This window comes from Rhodopseudomonas palustris (assembly GCF_013415845.1).
Lineage (GTDB): Bacteria > Pseudomonadota > Alphaproteobacteria > Rhizobiales > Xanthobacteraceae > Rhodopseudomonas > Rhodopseudomonas palustris_F.
This window is the reverse complement of the sequence record NZ_CP058907.1, coordinates 2,982,521-2,999,642: the sequence shown is the minus strand read 5'-3', so window position 1 is coordinate 2,999,642 and position 17,122 is coordinate 2,982,521. Positions and strand designations below refer to the sequence as shown.

The following is a 17,122-nucleotide window of genomic DNA, read 5'->3' as shown; positions in this document are numbered from 1 at the left end:
TTTTGGTCGCGGTCAGCCGAGCCGCCAGCCGACTTCGGCCGCGAAGCTCTGATAGAACTCGACCTCGTAGGCGCGCTCCGGCATCGCGCGAACGCGGGCGTCGAGCGCATGAGCATCGTCGCCGACCAGGATCCGCCAGTCACCGCGGCGCACGCCGTCGAGGATGCTGCGGGCCGCCGCGGCGGCGCTGGTCGGCGCATCTTCCTGAAAGCTTCGCGCTCGCTCCTTCGCCATTGCGCGGAGGTCGTCGTCCGACATCTGCGACAGATCGATTCCGGCCGCCGACAGCCGTTGGCGCATGCCGGCGACTTCCTCGGCGCTGAGTTCGTCGGAGCCGTCGCCCAGCTGGATCCGCCGGGAATTGGTCAGGATCGACGTGCCGATGTGGCCCGGCATCACCACCGAGCAGCGCACATGCGGCGCATTCAGCCGGAGATCGCCGATCAGTGCTTCAGAAAATCCTTTCACGGCAAACTTCGCCGCGCTGTAGGCGGTGTGCGGCACCGTGGGTCCAAGCGAGGCCCAGAAGCCGTTGACGCTGGAGGTGTTGACGATGTGGCCATGGTCGGCCGCGATCAGCATCGGCAGGAAAATGCGGGTGCCGAGATACACGCCGCCCCAGCAGATGCCGAAGGTGCGCTCCCACTGTTCGCGGGAATTGGCGATCATGCTGCCGCCGCCGCCGATGCCGGCGTTGTTGAACAACAGATGGATGCAGCCGGTGGCATGCTGCGCGGTGACCTCGTCGCGAAACCGCTGCATCTGGGCTTCGTCGGAGACGTCGACGACGTGGGTGGTGATCCGCACGCCCTGCGGCAGGCCGTCGGCCTCGCACAGCCGCCGCGTTTCATCCATGGCGGCTTGAGAAACATCGCAGATCGCGACGTGGCAGCCTTCGGCGACGAGCTGGCGGGCGAGTTCGCGGCCCATTCCCGCGCCGCCGCCGGTGATCACGGCAATCCTGCCGGCGAAATCCTTCATGGTCGCGTCGTTCCTTCCCCGGTTCTTGATGCGCCCCGGTTCGAGCCGGAGCTGCATGAGCGAGCTTAGCTGCAGGCCACAGCTTGCGCGAGTCCGTCGCAGTGCATTGCAGCCGGCCTGCATTCGTCGTCAGGCGCGTCCCGGACAGCGCCACGCTTTTGCGATTCGGCGAATTGCCCTAGTCTTGCAGGCAGATTCAGTCGATCCTTATGGAGTCCCGATCATGCTGGCCGCCACCCTTCAGACCGCGGCGTTTCTGTTCCTGCTGCTGGTCGCGCTTCTGGTGTTTTCGGTGTTCGTCGCCTTCACGGCGCCGGCGCTGACCAAGTCGCCGAAGCCCGGCTTCACCACGGTGCTGATGTATTTCGCCGCCGAGCTCGCCGCGTTGATCGTGGCGATCTGGATCGTGGCCGAGGTGTCGTCGTTCGAACTGTTGCCGGTGTTGATCGCGCTGGCGATCGCCGCGGTGGTGTTCGCCCCGCAGCTCGTCGCCAAGATCCCGCTGCCGGAGCCGGTCGCCGGATTTCTCGGACGCAAGTAATCCCGCTGCGGAGCCTGCCCGCGCCGCGCGGCGGGCCAGGCCAAGCAGAGCTCGCCACGATGCTGGAAAACCGCCCTTCGGGGCGGTTTTCGTTTGTGTGGGAAGACGAGAGACTTAGTGAGCGTGGGCGCGGCGAAGCCGGGCGATGGTCCCGGCGGTGATCTGCATTGTCACGCCGGCGAGCCAGCCGATCAGGATCAGCCAGCTCCAGACCGAATGCAGGTTGAGCCGCAGCACTACGGCACTGACCGAGGCAAACGCCGCGAGCGTCGCCAGAAACGTCCCGAACGCGCTGAGAAACTCGGCCGCGTCGATCTTGCCGCTGGCGTTGCTGTCCTCGTCGGCGCCTTGGAACGGCAGCGGCGGAATGTCGATGCCGAGATAGAACCCGATCGCGCCGAGCGCGATCATGCCAAGCAGGAAGCCGATCGTGGTCAGCGCTGCGAAGCTGGTGCCGACATGAGCGCCGACGAACGTGCCGCACGCCGCGCCGGCCAGCGCCAGCCCGGTCCGTTCGAGAAAATGGGCGGCCTTCCGCACACGCAGTCGCATCGTCGAATCCTCGCTTGTCGCGATGCAACGAGGTTATGACATTTCAATGAAGCGCGGAAGGATGCGGGCAGCCGGTAACCAGAGGCAGTCGCGGTCAGATCGTCGCGGCGAGCCGCTGCCGTCCCGCGCAGCCGAAGCAACACGGGACGGCACCGCCGGTCAGAAGTTGAACGTCGTCGACAGCAGATAGGTGCGCGGCGCGCCGAGACCGATCGCACTGCCGCTATAGGACGACGCGTAGTAGGCAACGTTCTCCACGTTCTCGATCGCAGCCCGCACTACGATCGGCTTGCCGTTCCATGGCGACAGGAAGGTGTAGCGCGCCCCAAGATCGAACCGTGTCCACGCCGGCAGCACCTGGGTGTTGGCAGCGTTGGCGTAGGTCCAGCCGGTGTGGACCACACGGCCCGTCAGGGTGAAGCCATTGATGCCAGGCACGTCGACCTCTGCGCCGAGATTGACGTTGACCCGTGCCACGCCGGGCGCGCGATTGCCGTCGTTGAGACCTCTGTCGGTCTTTTCCAGCACCCCGTCCATGAACGTGGCGCCGCCGAGCAGCCGCAGGCCCGGCGCCAGTTCACCGAACACGTTGAGCTCGGCGCCACGGTTGCGCTGCTCCCCGTTGGCCGACAGCGTCAACACGCCGTTCGCACTCGACGCGATCGCGCTCGGCTGCTTGATCTCGAACAGGCTGCCGGTGACGCTGATCTTGCCGAAATCGACCTTCACGCCGGTCTCGACCTGCTTGGTCTGGAACGGCGGAAACACCTGGCCGACATTGTCATAGCCGATACCCACGGTCGTGCCCGGCTGCAGTCCTTCGATGTAGTTGGCGTACAGCGTGACATTCGATAGCGGCCGGATCAGCAGCGCATAGGCCGGGCTCCAGGCTGCGCCGTCCTGCCCGGTGGTGACGCCGGTGAGCAGATCGGTCGAGCTGTTGCTGACGTGCTGGCGACGGACACCGACGACGGCCTGCACGCCGCCGTTCAGAATCGACATCGTATCCGCGGCACCGACGCTCCACTGCTTCAGGCTGACCGAGCTGCTGCTCGGAATCGAAAACAGCGGCTCCGGGATGGCCTTGTAATTGTAGACGTTCGAGCCGACGAGGCCTGGCGAGGCCAGATAGGAGTTCTCGTTCGGCCGATCGAACACGCCGTAGTTCACAACGAATTTGTGGTTGATCGGCCCGGTATCGGTTTCGCCGCGCAACCCGACCTCGCCGGTTTTGGCCGTGAAGGTCTGCTCGCCGGCGAACGGGCGCGAGCCATAGTCGCCCGCCTGGTTGATGATGGTCGGCGACAGGAACTTGAAATCGATCTTGGCCTGATGATAGCCAGCCGCGCCGTACACCGTCAGCCCGGGCGTAACGTCGACCTCGGCCTTCACCGTGGCGAAGGTGTCCTTCGGCTTCCAGTAGGCCCAGTCGGGAATCGCGTTGGAGTTGGCCGCGGGCGCGGGCGGCAGCGGCACAACGCTCGACTGGAAACTGAAGAACCGGATCGGCGGATTCAGATTGTTGGCCTGATAACCGACATCAGCCGAGACCCGGACGTTCTCGCCGCGATAATCCAGGCCCAGCACGGCGTTGCCGAATTCGCTGCTCTGCCGGTCGAACGGCGTCTTGCCGTCGCTGTAGCTGCCGTTGAAGCGGACGCCCCACTCCTTGTGCTCGCCATAGCGCCGCGCCACATCGGCCTGCAGGCCGAATTGCGAGCGCGACGCGTAGGTGGCGGTGAGCTGGGTGATGTCGTAATCCGGCGCCTTCTTGGTGACGAGATTGATGCTGCCGCCGACCGCGCCGAGCGGCGAGATGCCGGTGAGCAGTGCGGTCGGGCCTTTCAGGATCTCGACCCGTTCGATGAAATTGGCGCCGACGCTCCAGAACGGCGCCATGCCGTACATGCCGTTGAGCGCCAGATCGCCGACGTCGTAGTAGAAGCCGCGAATGAAATAGCCGTCCTGTCCGCCGCCGGCCGACGTCACCGCCCGGACCGACGGATCGTTGGCGACAACGTCGCGAATGGTGCGTGCCTGCTGATCCTGCATCAGCTTCGATGTGTAGCTGGTCTGGCTGAACGGCGTATCGAGAATGCTGCGATTGCCGAGGAATCCGACCTGCCCGCCATTGGCGACCTGGCCGCCCGCATAGCTCGCCGGCAGCGCGCCGAGCGTGCCGGTCGACGGCGTCACATAAGGCACCGGCGCCACCGGCGCAGGCGGCCGTGCATCACGGCGTGCCGCGACACGTCGGGTCGTGCCTGCGCGCGTGCTGGCGACCGGACGCGCGGTCCGCGCCCGTTCGGCGCGCGGCGCATCGACAGTGACGGCAGGCAGATTGGATTGTGCTTGTGCGCCTTGCGGAAATTGAATCGTCAGCGCGACCGCGCCGACCGTGCACAGCAGGAGAGTTCGCGCTGTCGCTTTTGTTGTTGTTTGAAACATGCCCATGCCCCGATGTTGCTGGGAGGCCCAACGCCATCGCCGCTGTAATCGAGCATGTCCGTCCGGACACGAGGCTGCAGCCTAGAATACCTCCATTTCGTCGCGCGACGTGGACGAACGGAGGCAATCGGCCAGTGATTAGTTGTGGGACTGTTCTTCAACGGCTGCCAGCAATTAGCTGGGAAAAGCGCTTGCAAACGAAGGCGCCGACGCAAGTGCACGATGCGACAAACTGTCGTGAAGGCCTGTCTTTTGATCAATTCTGAGAACTGTTACTTCGGGTCGAGCACTACTTGCTGCGTCGTCCAGCGATTGCGCCGAACTAGCTGGTCGCAGCGCTCTTGCCCGGCGACGGCTGAGTGGGCTGCACGTCGTGGGTGTGGTGATGGACCGCGGCTGCGACGTCGGTGATGCCATCACCAGCCGTCCCATCGATCATGGTCTGCCCGAACTCGATCGTGCGCATGCCGGCGCCGCCGTCGTCGCCGTCCCGCTCCAACAGCCGCCAAGGGATGAAGGCATTCTTGACCGATTGCCAGAACGACGACATGTCGTGCGCCCTCTAAAGCTCGTCTCGATAAGGACAGTTTGATCTGGCAGCCGCGACCGGGACTTGCCGAAATTCGATGTCTGGGTCTGATGCAGCAAAAAAAAACGCGCAGCGAACTCGCGCGCCTGTCATGAACAAAATACCGAAGGCCGATGAATGGTCGGAGCGAAAGGATTTGAACCTTCGACCCCTAGTCTCCCAGACTAGTGCGCTAACCGGGCTGCGCCACGCTCCGATGCCGTTTCGGCCCTGATGCTGTAGCGGCGATCGCGCGTTCGCGCAAGCTGCGGAGGATCAATTCGGGGCGTGTTTGGCCTAGAATGCGGGGGTGGGCCCTGTCGAACCGATCCCGTCCACGGCCCAGGCACCGCCGGCCGCGTTGGCCGCCAGCAGTCTCACAGCCTGATGCCATGACATGTCTCGGGAAGCCGCGTCTGGGCTGAAAACGAAATGGCTCCGGTGTTCGCCGAGAAGTCCGATCGTGGATGGCCGGGACTCGCCCGGTTACGGCGAAAACACCACCTTTGCCTACGCTTAAAGGCGGTTCTTGAGACTATTGCTCAGGACTTTCCGCCTGCCCTCGGCCATCCTTGATCGCGGCGTCGAGCAATTCGCGGCAGGCGATCAGGTCGGTCAGCACGGCGCGAAGCGGTCCGAGATCGACTGGCGGCGCCTTGGCGGCTGGGAACTCCAGCGGCGGCAGATCGAACCGCGGGGCGCGGCCGGGAGCTGCGATGACAGGAGCCGGCTCGACGGCGAAGTCGTCGTCGTGACCGTCGTCCTCGTGATCGTCGAAATGCGGAGCGTGGCGCGGCTCGGCCGTGATGTTGCGTCGGGGCGCGGCAGCCGGCGCGCCGCGATGCTCCGGCTCTGCCATCGCTGCGTGCAGATCGAGCCCTTCGTCCTCGCCATCGTAGTCGTCGTCATCGGCGTCGATGCCGCCGGGGACCGGCTCGAACTCTTCTTCCTCGGTGACGCTACGGGTGATTGCCGCCTCGACTGCGCCGAAGCTGGCGTGGACCTCGGCGTCGGCCAGCCGCTGCACCGATTTGATGCCGTGCTCTTTCAGGATTCGCTGCACACCGCGGATGGTGTAGCCCTCGCCGTACAGCAGCCGGCGGATTCCCTTGAGAAGGTCGACGTCATCCGGCCGGTAGTAGCGCCGCCCGCCGGACCGCTTCATCGGCTTGATCTGGGTGAAGCGTGTCTCCCAGAAGCGCAGCACGTGCTGAGGAATGTCGAGCTCGGCAGCGACCTCGCTGATGGTGCGGAATGCGTCGGGTGCCTTGTCCAAAGGCCAGCTCCCCGTCAGCCGCCGGAGGCGGATTGCGCGGTGTTTTCGTCAGATTCTTCTGTCGACATCGGCATCGCGCCATTGGCGTTGATGCGCTGCTTTAAGATCGCCGACGGCTTGAACACCATCACCCGCCGCGGCGAGATCGGCACCTCGGTGCCGGTCTTCGGGTTGCGCCCGATGCGCTGCCCCTTCTGCCGCACCAGGAACGAGCCGAACGACGACAGCTTCACCGTCTCGCCCCGCTCCAGGCAGTCGGTGATCTCTTTCAGCACCAGTTCGACGAATGCCGACGACTCGGTGCGCGACAGCCCAACCTTCTGGTAGACCGCCTCGCATAGATCGACACGTGTGACTGTTCGTCCGGCCATCGCCTGCCCCACCTCACGGCGAAATAAAAATCCGCGCTGAAATTAAGAGGTTAACTACCGGCGGTCAACTCCGCCGCGTCTCAAAACTAGCACCGAACGCCATGGAAATGCTGCTAAAATTTTACGCGCACAACTACCAGCGGAGCAGCGCGGCGCCCCAGGTGAAGCCACCGCCCATCGCTTCGAGCAGAACCAGGTGGCCCTTTTGGATGCGGCCGTCAGCGACCGCAGTGCACAACGCCAGCGGAATCGAGGCCGCGGAGGTATTGCCGTGGCGGTCGACCGTCATCACCACCTTCTCGGGCGCGATGTGCAGCTTCTGCGCCGAGGCGTCGATGATCCGCTTGTTGGCCTGATGCGGCACGAACCAGTCGACATTGTCGGCGCTGGTGCCGGAGGCGTTGAAAGCGTCGACGATCACCCCGGTGATCATGCCGACCGCGTGCTTGAACACCTCGCGCCCTTCCATCCGCAGATGGCCGACGGTCTGGGTGCTCGACGGGCCGCCGTCGACATACAGCTTGTGTTTGTGACGACCGTCCGAGCGCAGATGCGTGGTCAGCACGCCGCGGTCGGCGGACGTGCTCCAGCCTTCCTGCGCCTCGAGCACGATCGCGCCGGCACCGTCGCCGAACAGCACGCAGGTGCCGCGATCATTCCAGTCGAGGATGCGGGAGAAGGTCTCGGCGCCGATCACCAGCGCCCGCTTGGCCGAGCCCGCGCGCAGGTAATTGTCCGCAGTGGCGACCGCGAACACGAAGCCGGAGCACACCGCCTGCAGGTCGAAGGCGACGCCGTGGGTCATGCCGAGCGCGGCCTGAACCTGCACTGCGGTCGCCGGAAAGGTGTGGTCGGGGGTCGAGGTCGCCAGCACGATCAGGTCGATCTGATCGGCAGTCAGGCCCGCATTGTCGAGCGCCGCCTGTGCGGCCTTGGTGGCCAGATGCGAGGTGAATTCGCCGTCGGCGGCGATGTGACGTTCGCGGATTCCGGTGCGCTGGACGATCCATTCGTCCGAGGTGTCGACCGTCCGGGCCAGTTCTTCGTTGGTGAGGACCCGCTCCGGCAGATAAGCGCCGCAGCCCAGTACGACCGAACGAATCACCGTCACGAGACAACCTCCTGAGCGCTCGGCGTCGCGACCAACGCGCCGGCATCACGATTGAGCGTTTGATTGATCTTGGTCAGGAGATCGTAGCGGACCATGTCATAGCCAACATCGACGGCGTAGGCAAAGCCCTCGGCATTGGTTCCGCCGTGGCTCTTGACCACGATTCCGTTAAGCCCGAGGAAAACCCCGCCATTGGACTTGTTGGGGTCCATCTTGTCCTTGAGCGCCTTGAAGGCGTCGCGCGCGAACAGATAGCCGATCTTCGACCGCCAGGTCCGGGACATCGCAGCGCGCAGATATTCGGCGAGCTGGCGGGCGGTGCCCTCCGCGGCCTTCAGCGCGATATTGCCGGCGAAGCCTTCCGACACGATGACGTCGGCGGCGCCCTTGCCGATGCCGTCGCCCTCGACGAAGCCTATGAAATCGAAGCGCTGCGAATTCATCGCGCGCAGCAACTCGGCCGCCTCGCGAATCTCCTCGCCGCCTTTGATCTCCTCCACGCCGATGTTGAGCAGGCCGACGGTCGGCCGCTCCAGGTCGAACAGCACGCTCGCCATCGCCGCGCCCATGATCGCGAGCGCCTTGAGGTGCTGTGCGTCGCCGCCGATCGAGGCGCCGAGATCGAGCACCACCGAATCGCCGCGCATCGTCGGCCAGGTGGCGGCGATCGCCGGGCGGTCGATGCCGGGCAGCGTGCGCAGGCAGAAGCGCGCCATCGCCATCAGCGCGCCGGTATTGCCGGCCGAGACCGTGACATCAGCCTCAGTCTTCTTCACCGCGTCGATCGCCTGCCACATCGACGATTTGTAGCGACCGCGGCGCAGCGCCACGCTCGGCTTGTCGTGCATCGCCACCGCGACGTCGGTGTGAACGACACGCGACGCCTTGCGCAGCGCCGGATGCGCGGCCAGCTCTTTCTCGATCAGCTTGGCATCGCCGTAGAGCAGGAATTCAACGTCCGGATGCCGGCCGAGTGAGATCGCCGCGCCGGGTATCACGACGGAGGGGCCGAAATCGCCCCCCATTGCGTCGAGCGCGATTCGAACTTTTTGAGGCATGGGCGTTCCGGAAGCCTGATCGCCTGCGACCTTGTGCGCTTGGCCGTGGACTCAAAAAAAGCCCCGTCGGGGCGGTGAAAAGCGTGCAGCGCTGCACACCGATTTGGCCGGACAATAGCCATTCTCCGCCCCGATACAACATCTTGATCGGGCAGATTTAAGTCGCATTTCGTAGCGTGTGCGCATGATTTTCGGCTGCGACCAGGCCGCGTCCGCGGCGGTTGGGCGGACGCTGTCCGCTCAGCCTTTCTTCGGCTTCCGCGAGCGTGCGGAGTCCGCCGGCTGTTGCAGCGCTTTCAACGCCGCGAACGGGTTCATATCGGGGTCGGCGCGATCGACCATCGGCTCGAACACCGCGTCGGGTTTGCGCGGATAAGGGTCGAGCCCGAGATACAGCGCATCGGTCGCGACGCGGCCGATATCGATGATGCCGCGCTCGATCGCCTCCGGCGGATCGCTGGGATCGGGCTCGCCATCATCGTCGACCGAATCGGCGAGCTCGCGAATCTGCTCCGGCGGCAGGAAGGTGAGATCGACCTGCTCGTCTATGACATTGTCGACCGGATCGAGCGTCACCACACAGGTCTGCGTCACCTTGGCGCGGACACGGCCGGTGAGATGGACGCGGCCGTCCGAGAACGGCTTCAGATCAAACGACGCGGTCGCCTCGGATACGCCGCGCAGGTCGCCGAGCGCGCTGATCGCCTCGCACTCCGCAGTGCTCGCCGTGATGTCGCGGTGCAGCCCGGTCTCCGGAATCTGCATCACCACGACCGGCACGCTCCACGGATTGTTCTCGCTCGCCATCGTCCAAAGTCCTTCGTCTAGGCGGTCGGCTGCGGAAACGGCAGCTCGCCGCTGCGCAGCTTGGCCGGCGGCACCGCGTCGAGCGCCGCGATCACCTGCCCGACATAGACCGCCAGCTTGCGCGCGTTCTCAATGTCGGCGCCGTCGAGAACGTTCCGGTTCAGCGCCAGCTCGAGGTCCTCGCGGCCTTCCGTCAGCGCCAGATCATAGGCCGCCGAGCGGCCGTAGAACGCTTCGCCGAACGCCTGCATCCGCTTCGGCACCGACAGGTCGCCGACGCCGAGCTCGCGCAAATTGGCGTCGAGGTCGCTGCAGAAATAGTCGAACAGCGCCTGGGCGAAGGTCGATGCGTCCTGGATGCTGCGAATCCGCCGCAGCACCAGCCACAGATGGACCACCAGCATCTCGAATCGGCCGTTGACGGTGTCGGCGACGCCGAATTCCTGGTAAAAGGCCGGCAGGCGCGACTGTGCCACGATCGTGCCATAGATCGCTTCAATGGTGCCGCGCGGCGGCGTCCGGGGCGGACGGAGCAGATTGAACGGCCAAATCATTGCGGGTTCCAGGTCCGGGCCCGTGCGGGCCTTTCGGGATTGCTTTCCGAGTTCCTGCCCGGTACGTCAACGCCCTGCGCGATGCAAGGGGATGAGGCCAACTCCCGGATGAGTATTTCGATCGACCGACGCGGGCGCGCCAACGCGCTGCGAAGCCGTTTTTCGCTGCCGCGCAGCTTCGGCCTGGCCGTGGCGCTGACGCTGGTCGGCGCCGGCATGGGTGGCTGCACGTCAGAGCAATTCCAGAAGGGCTACATTCTGCCCAATGGTGCGCTGGAGCAGATTCCGATCGGCGCCAGCCAGGATCAGGTGCTGCTGGTGATGGGCACGCCGTCGACGGTGGCGACGCTGGACGGCGAGGTGTTCTACTACATCTCCCAGCGCACCGAGCGTGCGGTCGCGTTCATGCCGCAGAAGGTGATCGACCAGCGGGTGATCGCGATCTATTTCGACAAGAACCGCCAGGTCCGCCGCATTGCCAATTACGGCCTGCAGGACGGCAAGATCTTCGACTTCATCAGCCGCACCACGCCGACCTCCGGCCAGGAGATGAGCTATCTGGCGCCGCTGTTCCGGCTGATCAGCTTCCGCTAAGGCGAGGCTGCCGCGTGATGATCTGATGGGTTGAGCCGAAGGCAAAACCCATCAGAGACACTGGAGCCGGTTACGCCAGCCCCTTCCTCTTCGCCCACTCCGCAATCGTCGCGTTCACTTCATCGGGCGCGTCCTGCTGCACCCAATGGGACGCGCGCGGCAGCTTGTGCAGGGTGAAGTCCTCGACGAACTGCTCGTTGCCTTCGGTCAGCGCGATGTCGAGCGCGAGATCGTTCTTGCCCCAGATCATCAGCGTCGGCACGGTGATCACCGGATTGCTGCCGGCGCCGCCGGCAAGACCGGAGAAGTTGGCCCGATAGTAATTCAGCATCGCCGTCGCCGCACCCGGCTGTAGAATGTTGCGGCGATAGATTTCGAGCTGCTCGGCCGGGATCTTGTGGCTGTGGCTCTTGAACATCTTCACCAGCGGCGCGCCGTCCTTGCGGGTCAGCAGCCATTCCGGAAGCCACGGCAATTGGAAGAACGCGACGTACCAGGAGCGTCGGCGCTGCGCCCAACCGCGGGCCAGTTCGCGCGCAAACGCATCCGGATGCGGTGCGTTCAGGATGATCAGCCCATCGAGATGCACCTTGCCGCGTAGCGCCGTCTGCCAGGCGATCACGCCGCCCCAATCGTGGCCGATCAGGATGCGCCGTTTGCCGCCGAGCGCGGCGAACAGCGCCGCGACGTCGTCGGTCAGATGCTCGATCGAGTACGCGGCTTTGCCTTTCGGACGCGACGTGCCGCCGTAGCCGCGCAGATCCGGCGCCGCCACCCGCCAGCCGAGCTCTGCCAGGAACGGGATCTGGCGGTGCCAGGACTGCCGCGCCTCGGGAAATCCGTGCAGCAAGAGCGCAACGGTGTCGCCCTGCCCGGCGGTGTCGACCGCGAACGTCAGGCCGTTGGCTTCCAGCGTTGCCGTCTCGATCGCCATCCTCAGTCCCAGCCCTGCGATGGCCGATCCTACACTAGGATTTGTCTTTGTTGATCTTCTTGATCTTGGCGTCGGTCGTCTCGATCGAACTCGCCAGCTCCAGGATCGCCTTCGACAGCAGTTCGATCGCTTCTTTCTGATCCTGCGACTTGGCCGCGCGCAGCGCGTAGTTCTTGGCGGATGACAGCGACATGGGATTATTCCTTTGGAGCGCGTTGGGACGTGTCTCGTCACCTATCACGCTGAAGGAAAAAGCAGCACCCAGAATATACCTACCATCCCCTGAGAGGCCCGGCGCAGCGGACCGTCTCGAAAGATGGCCACAGGCGCAGGCGCCGCGCCCCTAGCTTCATAGTTCGAGACAGATCGCGCGCTATGCTCCTCACCACGAGGTCTTTGCTTGCTGCAAAAAGCCCGCGGCCTGCCGCGGGCTTTTTGGCGGTCAATGCGAAGACCGTAGCTACTTATTTCTCTTCTTCCATGGTCACGGCAACATCGGCATTGGCCGACAGCCTCACCTTGTCGCCCTCGATCTCGGCGACCAGGCCGCTGTCGATGAAATGATGATGCCCCCTGTGATGGCCTTCGCCGCTGTCCTTCTTGGTCAGCTTGATGCGGTTGCCGTCGACCCGATCGACGGTGCCGACATGGGTGCCGTCGGCCCCGATGACTTCCATATGTTCCTTGATACCGCTCACACCGCTCATGTCGTGATCCTTCCGAAAGATGGGAACAGATAACGCGGCGGGTTCCGATAGGTTCAATCGAAAGACCGGCGAGTCCAGAGCGCTCTGCGATCGAGGGCCTCAAAGCAAAAGCCCCGCGGCTTACGCCGCGGGGCTTTGTGTTCGACCAACCGGTCTGACGCTTAGTGCGCCAGGATCGCCAGCAGCAGCAGCGCGACGATGTTGGTGATCTTGATCATCGGGTTCACGGCCGGACCCGCGGTGTCCTTGTAGGGATCGCCGACGGTGTCGCCGGTCACCGCGGCCTTATGGGCGTCGGAGCCCTTGCCGCCGAAATGGCCGTGCTCAATGTACCTGTCGGCGCTGTCCCAGGCTCGATCTCTAGTACGCTTTGTGTCCTGAGATCGTAATCACCTGACAGTTTGGCCCCGAAAGAACCGGGCGCGGACCGCAAGAGTCCGAGCGCCCGGTTCCGGTGGTCACGCCGCGTCCGAGCGGGTTTGATGGTGTCGCCAAACGACCAATCGAACCTCAAGGACAAACGATCATGACCTCCAAGGACAAGATAGCACGGCGCAAGCTCTCGTTGCTGGAGCTGGCCACGGATCTTCAGAACGTCAGCCGCGCCTGCAAGGTGATGGGTTATTCCCGGCAGCAGTTCTACGAGATCCGCCGCAACTTCCAGACCTTCGGCGCCGAAGGCCTGATCGACCGGCTGCCCGGCGCCAGGGGGCCGCATCCCAACCGCGTCTCGGCCGAGATCGAGGCAGCCGTGCTCGACCACGCCCTGGTGCACCCGTGCCACGGCGCGGTGCGTGTCGAGCAGGAGCTGCGGCTGAAAGGCCTGCAGGTCTCCGCCGGCGGCATCCGCGGGGTGTGGCAGCGCCATGGCCTGCTGACCAAGCACGAGCGGCTGCTGCGGCTGGAGAAGACCACCGCCGAGCGCACCATCGAGCTCTCGGACGAACAGACAAGGCTGCTCGAACGGTTCTCGCCCGAGTTCCGGGAGCGCCACATCGAGGCCCCGCACACCGGCAGCCTCGTCGCCGTCGACACTTTCTTCGTCGGCACGCTCAAGGGTGTCGGCAAGGTCTATCTGCAGACCGCGATCGACTGCCATAGCCGCTACGCCTTCGCCCGGCTCTACTCCAGCAAGCTGCCGGTCACCGCCGTGCATTTGATGAACAACGACGTGCTGCCGACCTTCGAGGCGCACGACGCCAAAATCGAGACCGTGCTGTCCGACAACGGCCGGGAGTTCTGCGGCCGGCCCGACCAGCATCCCTACGAGCTGTTCCTGCAGCTCGAGGACATCGACCACCGCACCACACGGGTGAAGCGGCCGCAGTCCAACGGCATCGTCGAGCGGCTGCACCGCACCCTGCTCGACGAGCACTTCCGGGTCGAGGGTCGCCGCACCTGGTTCGAAACCATCGACGAGATGCAGACCGTTCTCGACGACTACCTGGTCGGCTACAATCAGCGCCGGCCGCACCAGGGCCGCGGCATGAACGGCCGCACACCGGCCACCGCCTTCGTCGAAGGGCTGCCCACGTCACAGCAAAGGAAGGAGGGAAAGAAAGCCGGAAAACAAGCCACCAAAGTAGCCGCCTGACGCCGCCCGCTCACCGCGGCACTGTCAGCCGATTACCCTCTCTGTACACGCTTTGTCTCGCTTCAGGTTATTACAGGCACTACAAAGCACTTGGATGTTAGAAACAGAACTCGCTCCTCGCCTCGAATAAGGCACGATGTGATCGAATTCAATTCGCTCTGTTGTGACTTTGTGACGCTTCATCTTGCCGTCGACGCCGGGACACATTGAGCCTTCGCGTTCAAATCTCGTGAGCGCTTCTTCACGCAAGTTCCCCGGAAAATAACGTGGATGCGAAGCATCGTCGATGTTCACCTTGGCAGGTTTTGGCAATCTTTCAACAAACGACTCTAGGACACTAAATGCTTGCGGTTGAACGCGCCAAGTTCGCCAATGATGAAGGCCAATATCATCGGATACTTCGATTGCACCGAGTTTAGCGCCTTTCTTCAAATTTGAAATCAGATCTTTAATGTTCCGACGATTTTCATATTTAAGTATAACTCGAACAAATCCCGATTTTGTTGGCCATATCAAAAATATTCGCTGCCCCTCGTGAAGTACCCAAACCCCTCCGCCTGTCCCGAACGACAGCGTAACGAGGGGATTGTTGTGCTGAACTTCGTCTAGTTTCTTCAGCAACGACAGCACACGATGCACAAGCAGGTCGGCGAATAAACCATTTCCTCGAACGGGGATGCTTCGCCCCACAAAATCCACGACTCGACGGGCATTTCCGTACTTCGCCATCAAAAATCCTCCAAAACTAAATGAAAAAAACCCCGCGGCTCGCACCGCGGGGTTTTGCATTCAACGATCGCCCGAAGCCTCAGTGCGCCAGGATCGCCAGCAGCAAGAGCGCCACGATGTTGGTGATCTTGATCATCGGGTTCACGGCGGGGCCCGCGGTGTCCTTGTAGGGATCGCCGACGGTGTCGCCGGTCACCGCGGCCTTATGGGCGTCGGAGCCCTTGCCGCCGTGGTGGCCGTCCTCGATGTACTTCTTGGCGTTGTCCCAGGCACCGCCGCCCGAGGTCATCGAGATCGCGACGAACAGGCCGGTGACGATCACGCCGAGCAGCATCGCGCCGACCGCCGAGAACGCCGCCGACTTGCCGGCCGCGCCGCCGCCCGCGATCGCGTAGATCGCGAAGTAGACGAAGATCGGCGACAGCACCGGCAGCAGCGACGGGATGATCATTTCCTTGATCGCCGCCTTGGTCAAAAGGTCGACGGCCTTGCCGTAGTCCGGCTTGTCGGTGCCCTTCATGATGCCGGGCTTTTCGCGGAACTGGCGACGCACTTCCTCGACGATCGCGCCGGCGGCGCGGCCGACCGCGGTCATGCCCATCGCGCCGAACAGGTACGGCAGCAGGCCGCCGAACAAGAGGCCGACCACGACGTAGGGGTTGTTCAGCGAGAAGTCCGGGGCGACGCCGACGAAGTACGGCGACTTCTGCGCAATGAAGAACTTGAGGTCTTCATTGTAGGCTGCGAACAGCACCAGCGCACCGAGACCGGCGGAGCCGATCGCGTAGCCCTTGGTGACCGCCTTGGTGGTGTTGCCGACGGCGTCGAGCGCGTCGGTCGACTTGCGCACTTCCTTCGGCAGGCCGGCCATTTCGGCGATGCCGCCGGCGTTGTCGGTGACCGGGCCGAAGGCGTCGAGCGCGACGATCATGCCGGCCAGCGCCAGCATGGTGGTGGTGGCGATCGCGATGCCGAACAGGCCGGCAAGGCTGTAGGTGATCAGGATGCCGGCGATGATCACGATCGCGGGCAGCGCGGTCGCTTCCATCGAGATGGCGAGGCCCTGGATCACGTTGGTGCCGTGGCCGGTGACCGAGGCCTGGGCGATCGACTTCACCGGGCGGAAGTCGGTGCCGGTGTAGTATTCGGTGATCCAGATGATCAGGCCGGTGACCGCGAGGCCGACGATGCCGCATTCGAACAGCGCCAGACCGGTGTAGGACACGCCGGGCAGCGGGCCGAAGCCGATCAACTGGTGGATGACGACGCCGACGCCGATCAGCGACAGCACGCCGGTGGCGATCAGGCCCTTGTACAGGGCGCCCATGATCGACTGCGAGGCGCCGAGTTTGACGAAGAAGGTGCCGGCGATCGAGGTCAGGATGCAGATGCCGCCAATGGCGAGCGGCAGCGTCATCACGCTCTGCAGCTGGTCGGGCGTGGCCGAACCGAAGAAGATCGCCGCGAGCACCATGGTGGCGACCGCGGTCACCGCATAGGTCTCGAACAGGTCGGCGGCCATGCCGGCGCAGTCGCCGACGTTGTCACCGACGTTGTCGGCGATCGTTGCCGGGTTGCGCGGATCGTCTTCCGGAATGCCGGCTTCGACCTTGCCGACGAGGTCGCCGCCGACGTCCGCACCCTTGGTGAAGATGCCGCCGCCGAGACGGGCGAAGATCGAGATCAGCGAGGCGCCGAACCCGAGCGCGACCAGCGCATCGACCACGGTGCGGCTGTTGGCCTGCAGCCCAGCGAAGTGGATCAGGTAGATGAAGTAGAGGGTGACGCCGAGCAGCGCGAGACCGGCGACCAGGAGGCCGGTGATCGCGCCGGCCTTGAAGGCGAGCTCGAGGCCGCCGGCGAGCGAGGTGGTGGCTGCCTGTGCGGTGCGGACGTTGGCACGCACCGACACGTTCATGCCGATGAAGCCCGCCGCGCCCGACAGGATCGCGCCGATCGCGAAGCCGATCGCCACGAGGATGCCGAGGAAGTAAGCGAGCAGCGCGAAGATCACCACGCCGACGATGGCGATGGTCATGTACTGGCGCTTCAGATAGGCCTGCGCGCCTTCACGCACCGCGCCCGCGATTTCCTGCATCCGCGCGTTGCCCTGGTCGGCAGCGAGCACCGACGAGGTCGCCCAGATGGCGTATACGATCGATAGCGCTCCGCAGAGCACGATCACCCATAGAGCTGTCATACCTGATTGCCTCAGTCCCGAGTTTCACCCCCGTGCCCGCGCTGCGGGAGCGACGCGGGCGCGCAACAAGACGGCGTGCCCTCTTTTGCGGGGCAGC

At 64.3% G+C, this 17,122-nt stretch carries 18 protein-coding genes, 1 tRNA gene and 1 pseudogene; 3 read left to right on the top strand and 17 right to left on the bottom strand.

Going from position 1 to position 17,122, the window contains the following annotated elements:
* Nucleotides 1-12: 12 nt before the first annotated feature.
* Nucleotides 13-981, bottom strand: coding sequence for an SDR family NAD(P)-dependent oxidoreductase (locus HZF03_RS13710; RefSeq protein ID WP_119018690.1), 969 nt, complete (start codon nt 979-981; stop codon nt 13-15).
* Nucleotides 982-1,204: 223 nt separating this feature from the next.
* On the opposite strand from HZF03_RS13710, the gene HZF03_RS13705 reads away from it, so the two are divergent.
* A complete protein-coding gene (locus HZF03_RS13705; protein WP_012496220.1) occupies nt 1,205-1,522 on the top strand; it encodes a hypothetical protein in 318 nt (105 codons plus the stop codon).
* 114 nt (nt 1,523-1,636) lie between these two features.
* Here the strand turns inward: HZF03_RS13705 and HZF03_RS13700 are convergent, their stop codons facing one another.
* The 10 genes from HZF03_RS13700 to HZF03_RS13655 form a co-directional block, all read right to left on the bottom strand.
* Nucleotides 1,637-2,074, bottom strand: coding sequence for a hypothetical protein (locus HZF03_RS13700; protein WP_011158297.1), 438 nt, complete (start codon nt 2,072-2,074; stop codon nt 1,637-1,639).
* 159 nt (nt 2,075-2,233) lie between these two features.
* The gene (locus HZF03_RS13695; protein ID WP_119018689.1) at nt 2,234-4,528 is read right to left on the bottom strand and encodes a TonB-dependent receptor; all 2,295 of its coding nucleotides are present in this window, start codon (nt 4,526-4,528) and stop codon (nt 2,234-2,236) included.
* A 316-nt stretch (nt 4,529-4,844) separates the two neighbouring features.
* The gene (locus tag HZF03_RS13690) at nt 4,845-5,072 is read right to left on the bottom strand and encodes a hypothetical protein (protein ID WP_011158295.1); all 228 of its coding nucleotides are present in this window, start codon (nt 5,070-5,072) and stop codon (nt 4,845-4,847) included.
* 157 nt (nt 5,073-5,229) lie between these two features.
* Nucleotides 5,230-5,307: transfer RNA gene (locus tag HZF03_RS13685), tRNA-Pro, on the bottom strand.
* Nucleotides 5,308-5,625: 318 nt separating this feature from the next.
* On the bottom strand, nt 5,626-6,366 hold the full coding sequence (locus HZF03_RS13680) for a MerR family transcriptional regulator (RefSeq protein ID WP_119018688.1): 741 nt from the start codon (nt 6,364-6,366) through the stop codon (nt 5,626-5,628).
* Nucleotides 6,367-6,380: 14 nt separating this feature from the next.
* Complete coding sequence (locus HZF03_RS13675; RefSeq protein ID WP_011158293.1) at nt 6,381-6,737, bottom strand: integration host factor subunit alpha; 357 nt, start codon at nt 6,735-6,737, stop codon at nt 6,381-6,383.
* 133 nt (nt 6,738-6,870) lie between these two features.
* A complete protein-coding gene (locus HZF03_RS13670; protein ID WP_119018687.1) occupies nt 6,871-7,848 on the bottom strand; it encodes a beta-ketoacyl-ACP synthase III in 978 nt (325 codons plus the stop codon).
* Nucleotides 7,845-8,906 (bottom strand): phosphate acyltransferase PlsX, encoded by a 1,062-nt coding sequence (gene plsX, locus HZF03_RS13665; RefSeq protein WP_011158291.1) that lies wholly within the window; start codon nt 8,904-8,906, stop codon nt 7,845-7,847. The genes HZF03_RS13670 and plsX overlap by 4 nt, the downstream gene beginning before the upstream one ends.
* Nucleotides 8,907-9,146: 240 nt before the next feature.
* The gene (locus tag HZF03_RS13660) at nt 9,147-9,713 is read right to left on the bottom strand and encodes a YceD family protein (RefSeq protein ID WP_119018686.1); all 567 of its coding nucleotides are present in this window, start codon (nt 9,711-9,713) and stop codon (nt 9,147-9,149) included.
* A gap of 17 nt (nt 9,714-9,730) precedes the next feature.
* Nucleotides 9,731-10,267 (bottom strand): ubiquinol-cytochrome C chaperone family protein, encoded by a 537-nt coding sequence (locus tag HZF03_RS13655; RefSeq protein WP_011158289.1) that lies wholly within the window; start codon nt 10,265-10,267, stop codon nt 9,731-9,733.
* A 108-nt stretch (nt 10,268-10,375) separates the two neighbouring features.
* Here HZF03_RS13655 and HZF03_RS13650 point away from each other — a divergent pair, with 108 nt between their 5' ends.
* Nucleotides 10,376-10,861, top strand: coding sequence for an outer membrane protein assembly factor BamE (locus tag HZF03_RS13650; protein WP_012496156.1), 486 nt, complete (start codon nt 10,376-10,378; stop codon nt 10,859-10,861).
* A 70-nt stretch (nt 10,862-10,931) separates the two neighbouring features.
* Here the strand turns inward: HZF03_RS13650 and HZF03_RS13645 are convergent, their stop codons facing one another.
* From HZF03_RS13645 to HZF03_RS13630, 4 genes and pseudogenes are all read right to left on the bottom strand, one after another.
* Nucleotides 10,932-11,795 (bottom strand): alpha/beta fold hydrolase, encoded by an 864-nt coding sequence (locus tag HZF03_RS13645; RefSeq protein ID WP_119018685.1) that lies wholly within the window; start codon nt 11,793-11,795, stop codon nt 10,932-10,934.
* Nucleotides 11,796-11,829: 34 nt separating this feature from the next.
* A complete protein-coding gene (locus HZF03_RS13640; RefSeq protein WP_165858132.1) occupies nt 11,830-11,988 on the bottom strand; it encodes a hypothetical protein in 159 nt (52 codons plus the stop codon).
* 271 nt (nt 11,989-12,259) lie between these two features.
* Entirely contained in the window at nt 12,260-12,502 is a 243-nt protein-coding gene (locus HZF03_RS13635) for a DUF2171 domain-containing protein (RefSeq protein WP_119018684.1), read from the bottom strand.
* A 161-nt stretch (nt 12,503-12,663) separates the two neighbouring features.
* Nucleotides 12,664-12,855, bottom strand: a pseudogene (locus HZF03_RS13630) (sodium/proton-translocating pyrophosphatase); the annotation flags it as partial.
* 173 nt (nt 12,856-13,028) lie between these two features.
* On the opposite strand from HZF03_RS13630, the gene HZF03_RS13625 reads away from it, so the two are divergent.
* Entirely contained in the window at nt 13,029-14,096 is a 1,068-nt protein-coding gene (locus HZF03_RS13625) for an IS481 family transposase (RefSeq protein WP_179906168.1), read from the top strand.
* A 24-nt stretch (nt 14,097-14,120) separates the two neighbouring features.
* Here HZF03_RS13625 and HZF03_RS13620 read toward each other — a convergent pair whose 3' ends face one another.
* Both HZF03_RS13620 and HZF03_RS13615 read right to left on the bottom strand, forming a co-directional pair.
* Nucleotides 14,121-14,825, bottom strand: a complete 705-nt coding sequence (locus HZF03_RS13620) for an HNH endonuclease (RefSeq protein WP_207804864.1) — start codon at nt 14,823-14,825, stop codon at nt 14,121-14,123.
* 79 nt (nt 14,826-14,904) lie between these two features.
* The gene (locus HZF03_RS13615) at nt 14,905-17,025 is read right to left on the bottom strand and encodes a sodium-translocating pyrophosphatase (protein ID WP_119017729.1); all 2,121 of its coding nucleotides are present in this window, start codon (nt 17,023-17,025) and stop codon (nt 14,905-14,907) included.
* Nucleotides 17,026-17,122 lie beyond the last annotated feature (97 nt).

What these genes read in the sequence shown, in the direction of transcription:
- HZF03_RS13620 (WP_207804864.1), bottom strand. Translation starts at nt 14,825, where the DNA reads ATGGCGAAGTACGGAAATGCCCGTCGAGTCGTGGATTTTGTGGGGCGA.
- HZF03_RS13615 (WP_119017729.1), bottom strand. Translation starts at nt 17,025, where the DNA reads ATGACAGCTCTATGGGTGATCGTGCTCTGCGGAGCGCTATCGATCGTA.
- HZF03_RS13675 (WP_011158293.1), bottom strand. Translation starts at nt 6,737, where the DNA reads ATGGCCGGACGAACAGTCACACGTGTCGATCTATGCGAGGCGGTCTAC.
- HZF03_RS13710 (WP_119018690.1), bottom strand. Translation starts at nt 981, where the DNA reads ATGAAGGATTTCGCCGGCAGGATTGCCGTGATCACCGGCGGCGGCGCG.
- plsX (WP_011158291.1), bottom strand. Translation starts at nt 8,906, where the DNA reads ATGCCTCAAAAAGTTCGAATCGCGCTCGACGCAATGGGGGGCGATTTC.
- HZF03_RS13625 (WP_179906168.1), top strand. Translation starts at nt 13,029, where the DNA reads ATGACCTCCAAGGACAAGATAGCACGGCGCAAGCTCTCGTTGCTGGAG.
- HZF03_RS13700 (WP_011158297.1), bottom strand. Translation starts at nt 2,074, where the DNA reads ATGCGACTGCGTGTGCGGAAGGCCGCCCATTTTCTCGAACGGACCGGG.
- HZF03_RS13645 (WP_119018685.1), bottom strand. Translation starts at nt 11,795, where the DNA reads ATGGCGATCGAGACGGCAACGCTGGAAGCCAACGGCCTGACGTTCGCG.
- HZF03_RS13650 (WP_012496156.1), top strand. Translation starts at nt 10,376, where the DNA reads ATGAGTATTTCGATCGACCGACGCGGGCGCGCCAACGCGCTGCGAAGC.
- HZF03_RS13695 (WP_119018689.1), bottom strand. Translation starts at nt 4,528, where the DNA reads ATGGGCATGTTTCAAACAACAACAAAAGCGACAGCGCGAACTCTCCTG.
- HZF03_RS13655 (WP_011158289.1), bottom strand. Translation starts at nt 10,267, where the DNA reads ATGATTTGGCCGTTCAATCTGCTCCGTCCGCCCCGGACGCCGCCGCGC.
- HZF03_RS13705 (WP_012496220.1), top strand. Translation starts at nt 1,205, where the DNA reads ATGCTGGCCGCCACCCTTCAGACCGCGGCGTTTCTGTTCCTGCTGCTG.
- HZF03_RS13660 (WP_119018686.1), bottom strand. Translation starts at nt 9,713, where the DNA reads ATGGCGAGCGAGAACAATCCGTGGAGCGTGCCGGTCGTGGTGATGCAG.
- HZF03_RS13690 (WP_011158295.1), bottom strand. Translation starts at nt 5,072, where the DNA reads ATGTCGTCGTTCTGGCAATCGGTCAAGAATGCCTTCATCCCTTGGCGG.
- HZF03_RS13635 (WP_119018684.1), bottom strand. Translation starts at nt 12,502, where the DNA reads ATGAGCGGTGTGAGCGGTATCAAGGAACATATGGAAGTCATCGGGGCC.
- HZF03_RS13640 (WP_165858132.1), bottom strand. Translation starts at nt 11,988, where the DNA reads ATGTCGCTGTCATCCGCCAAGAACTACGCGCTGCGCGCGGCCAAGTCG.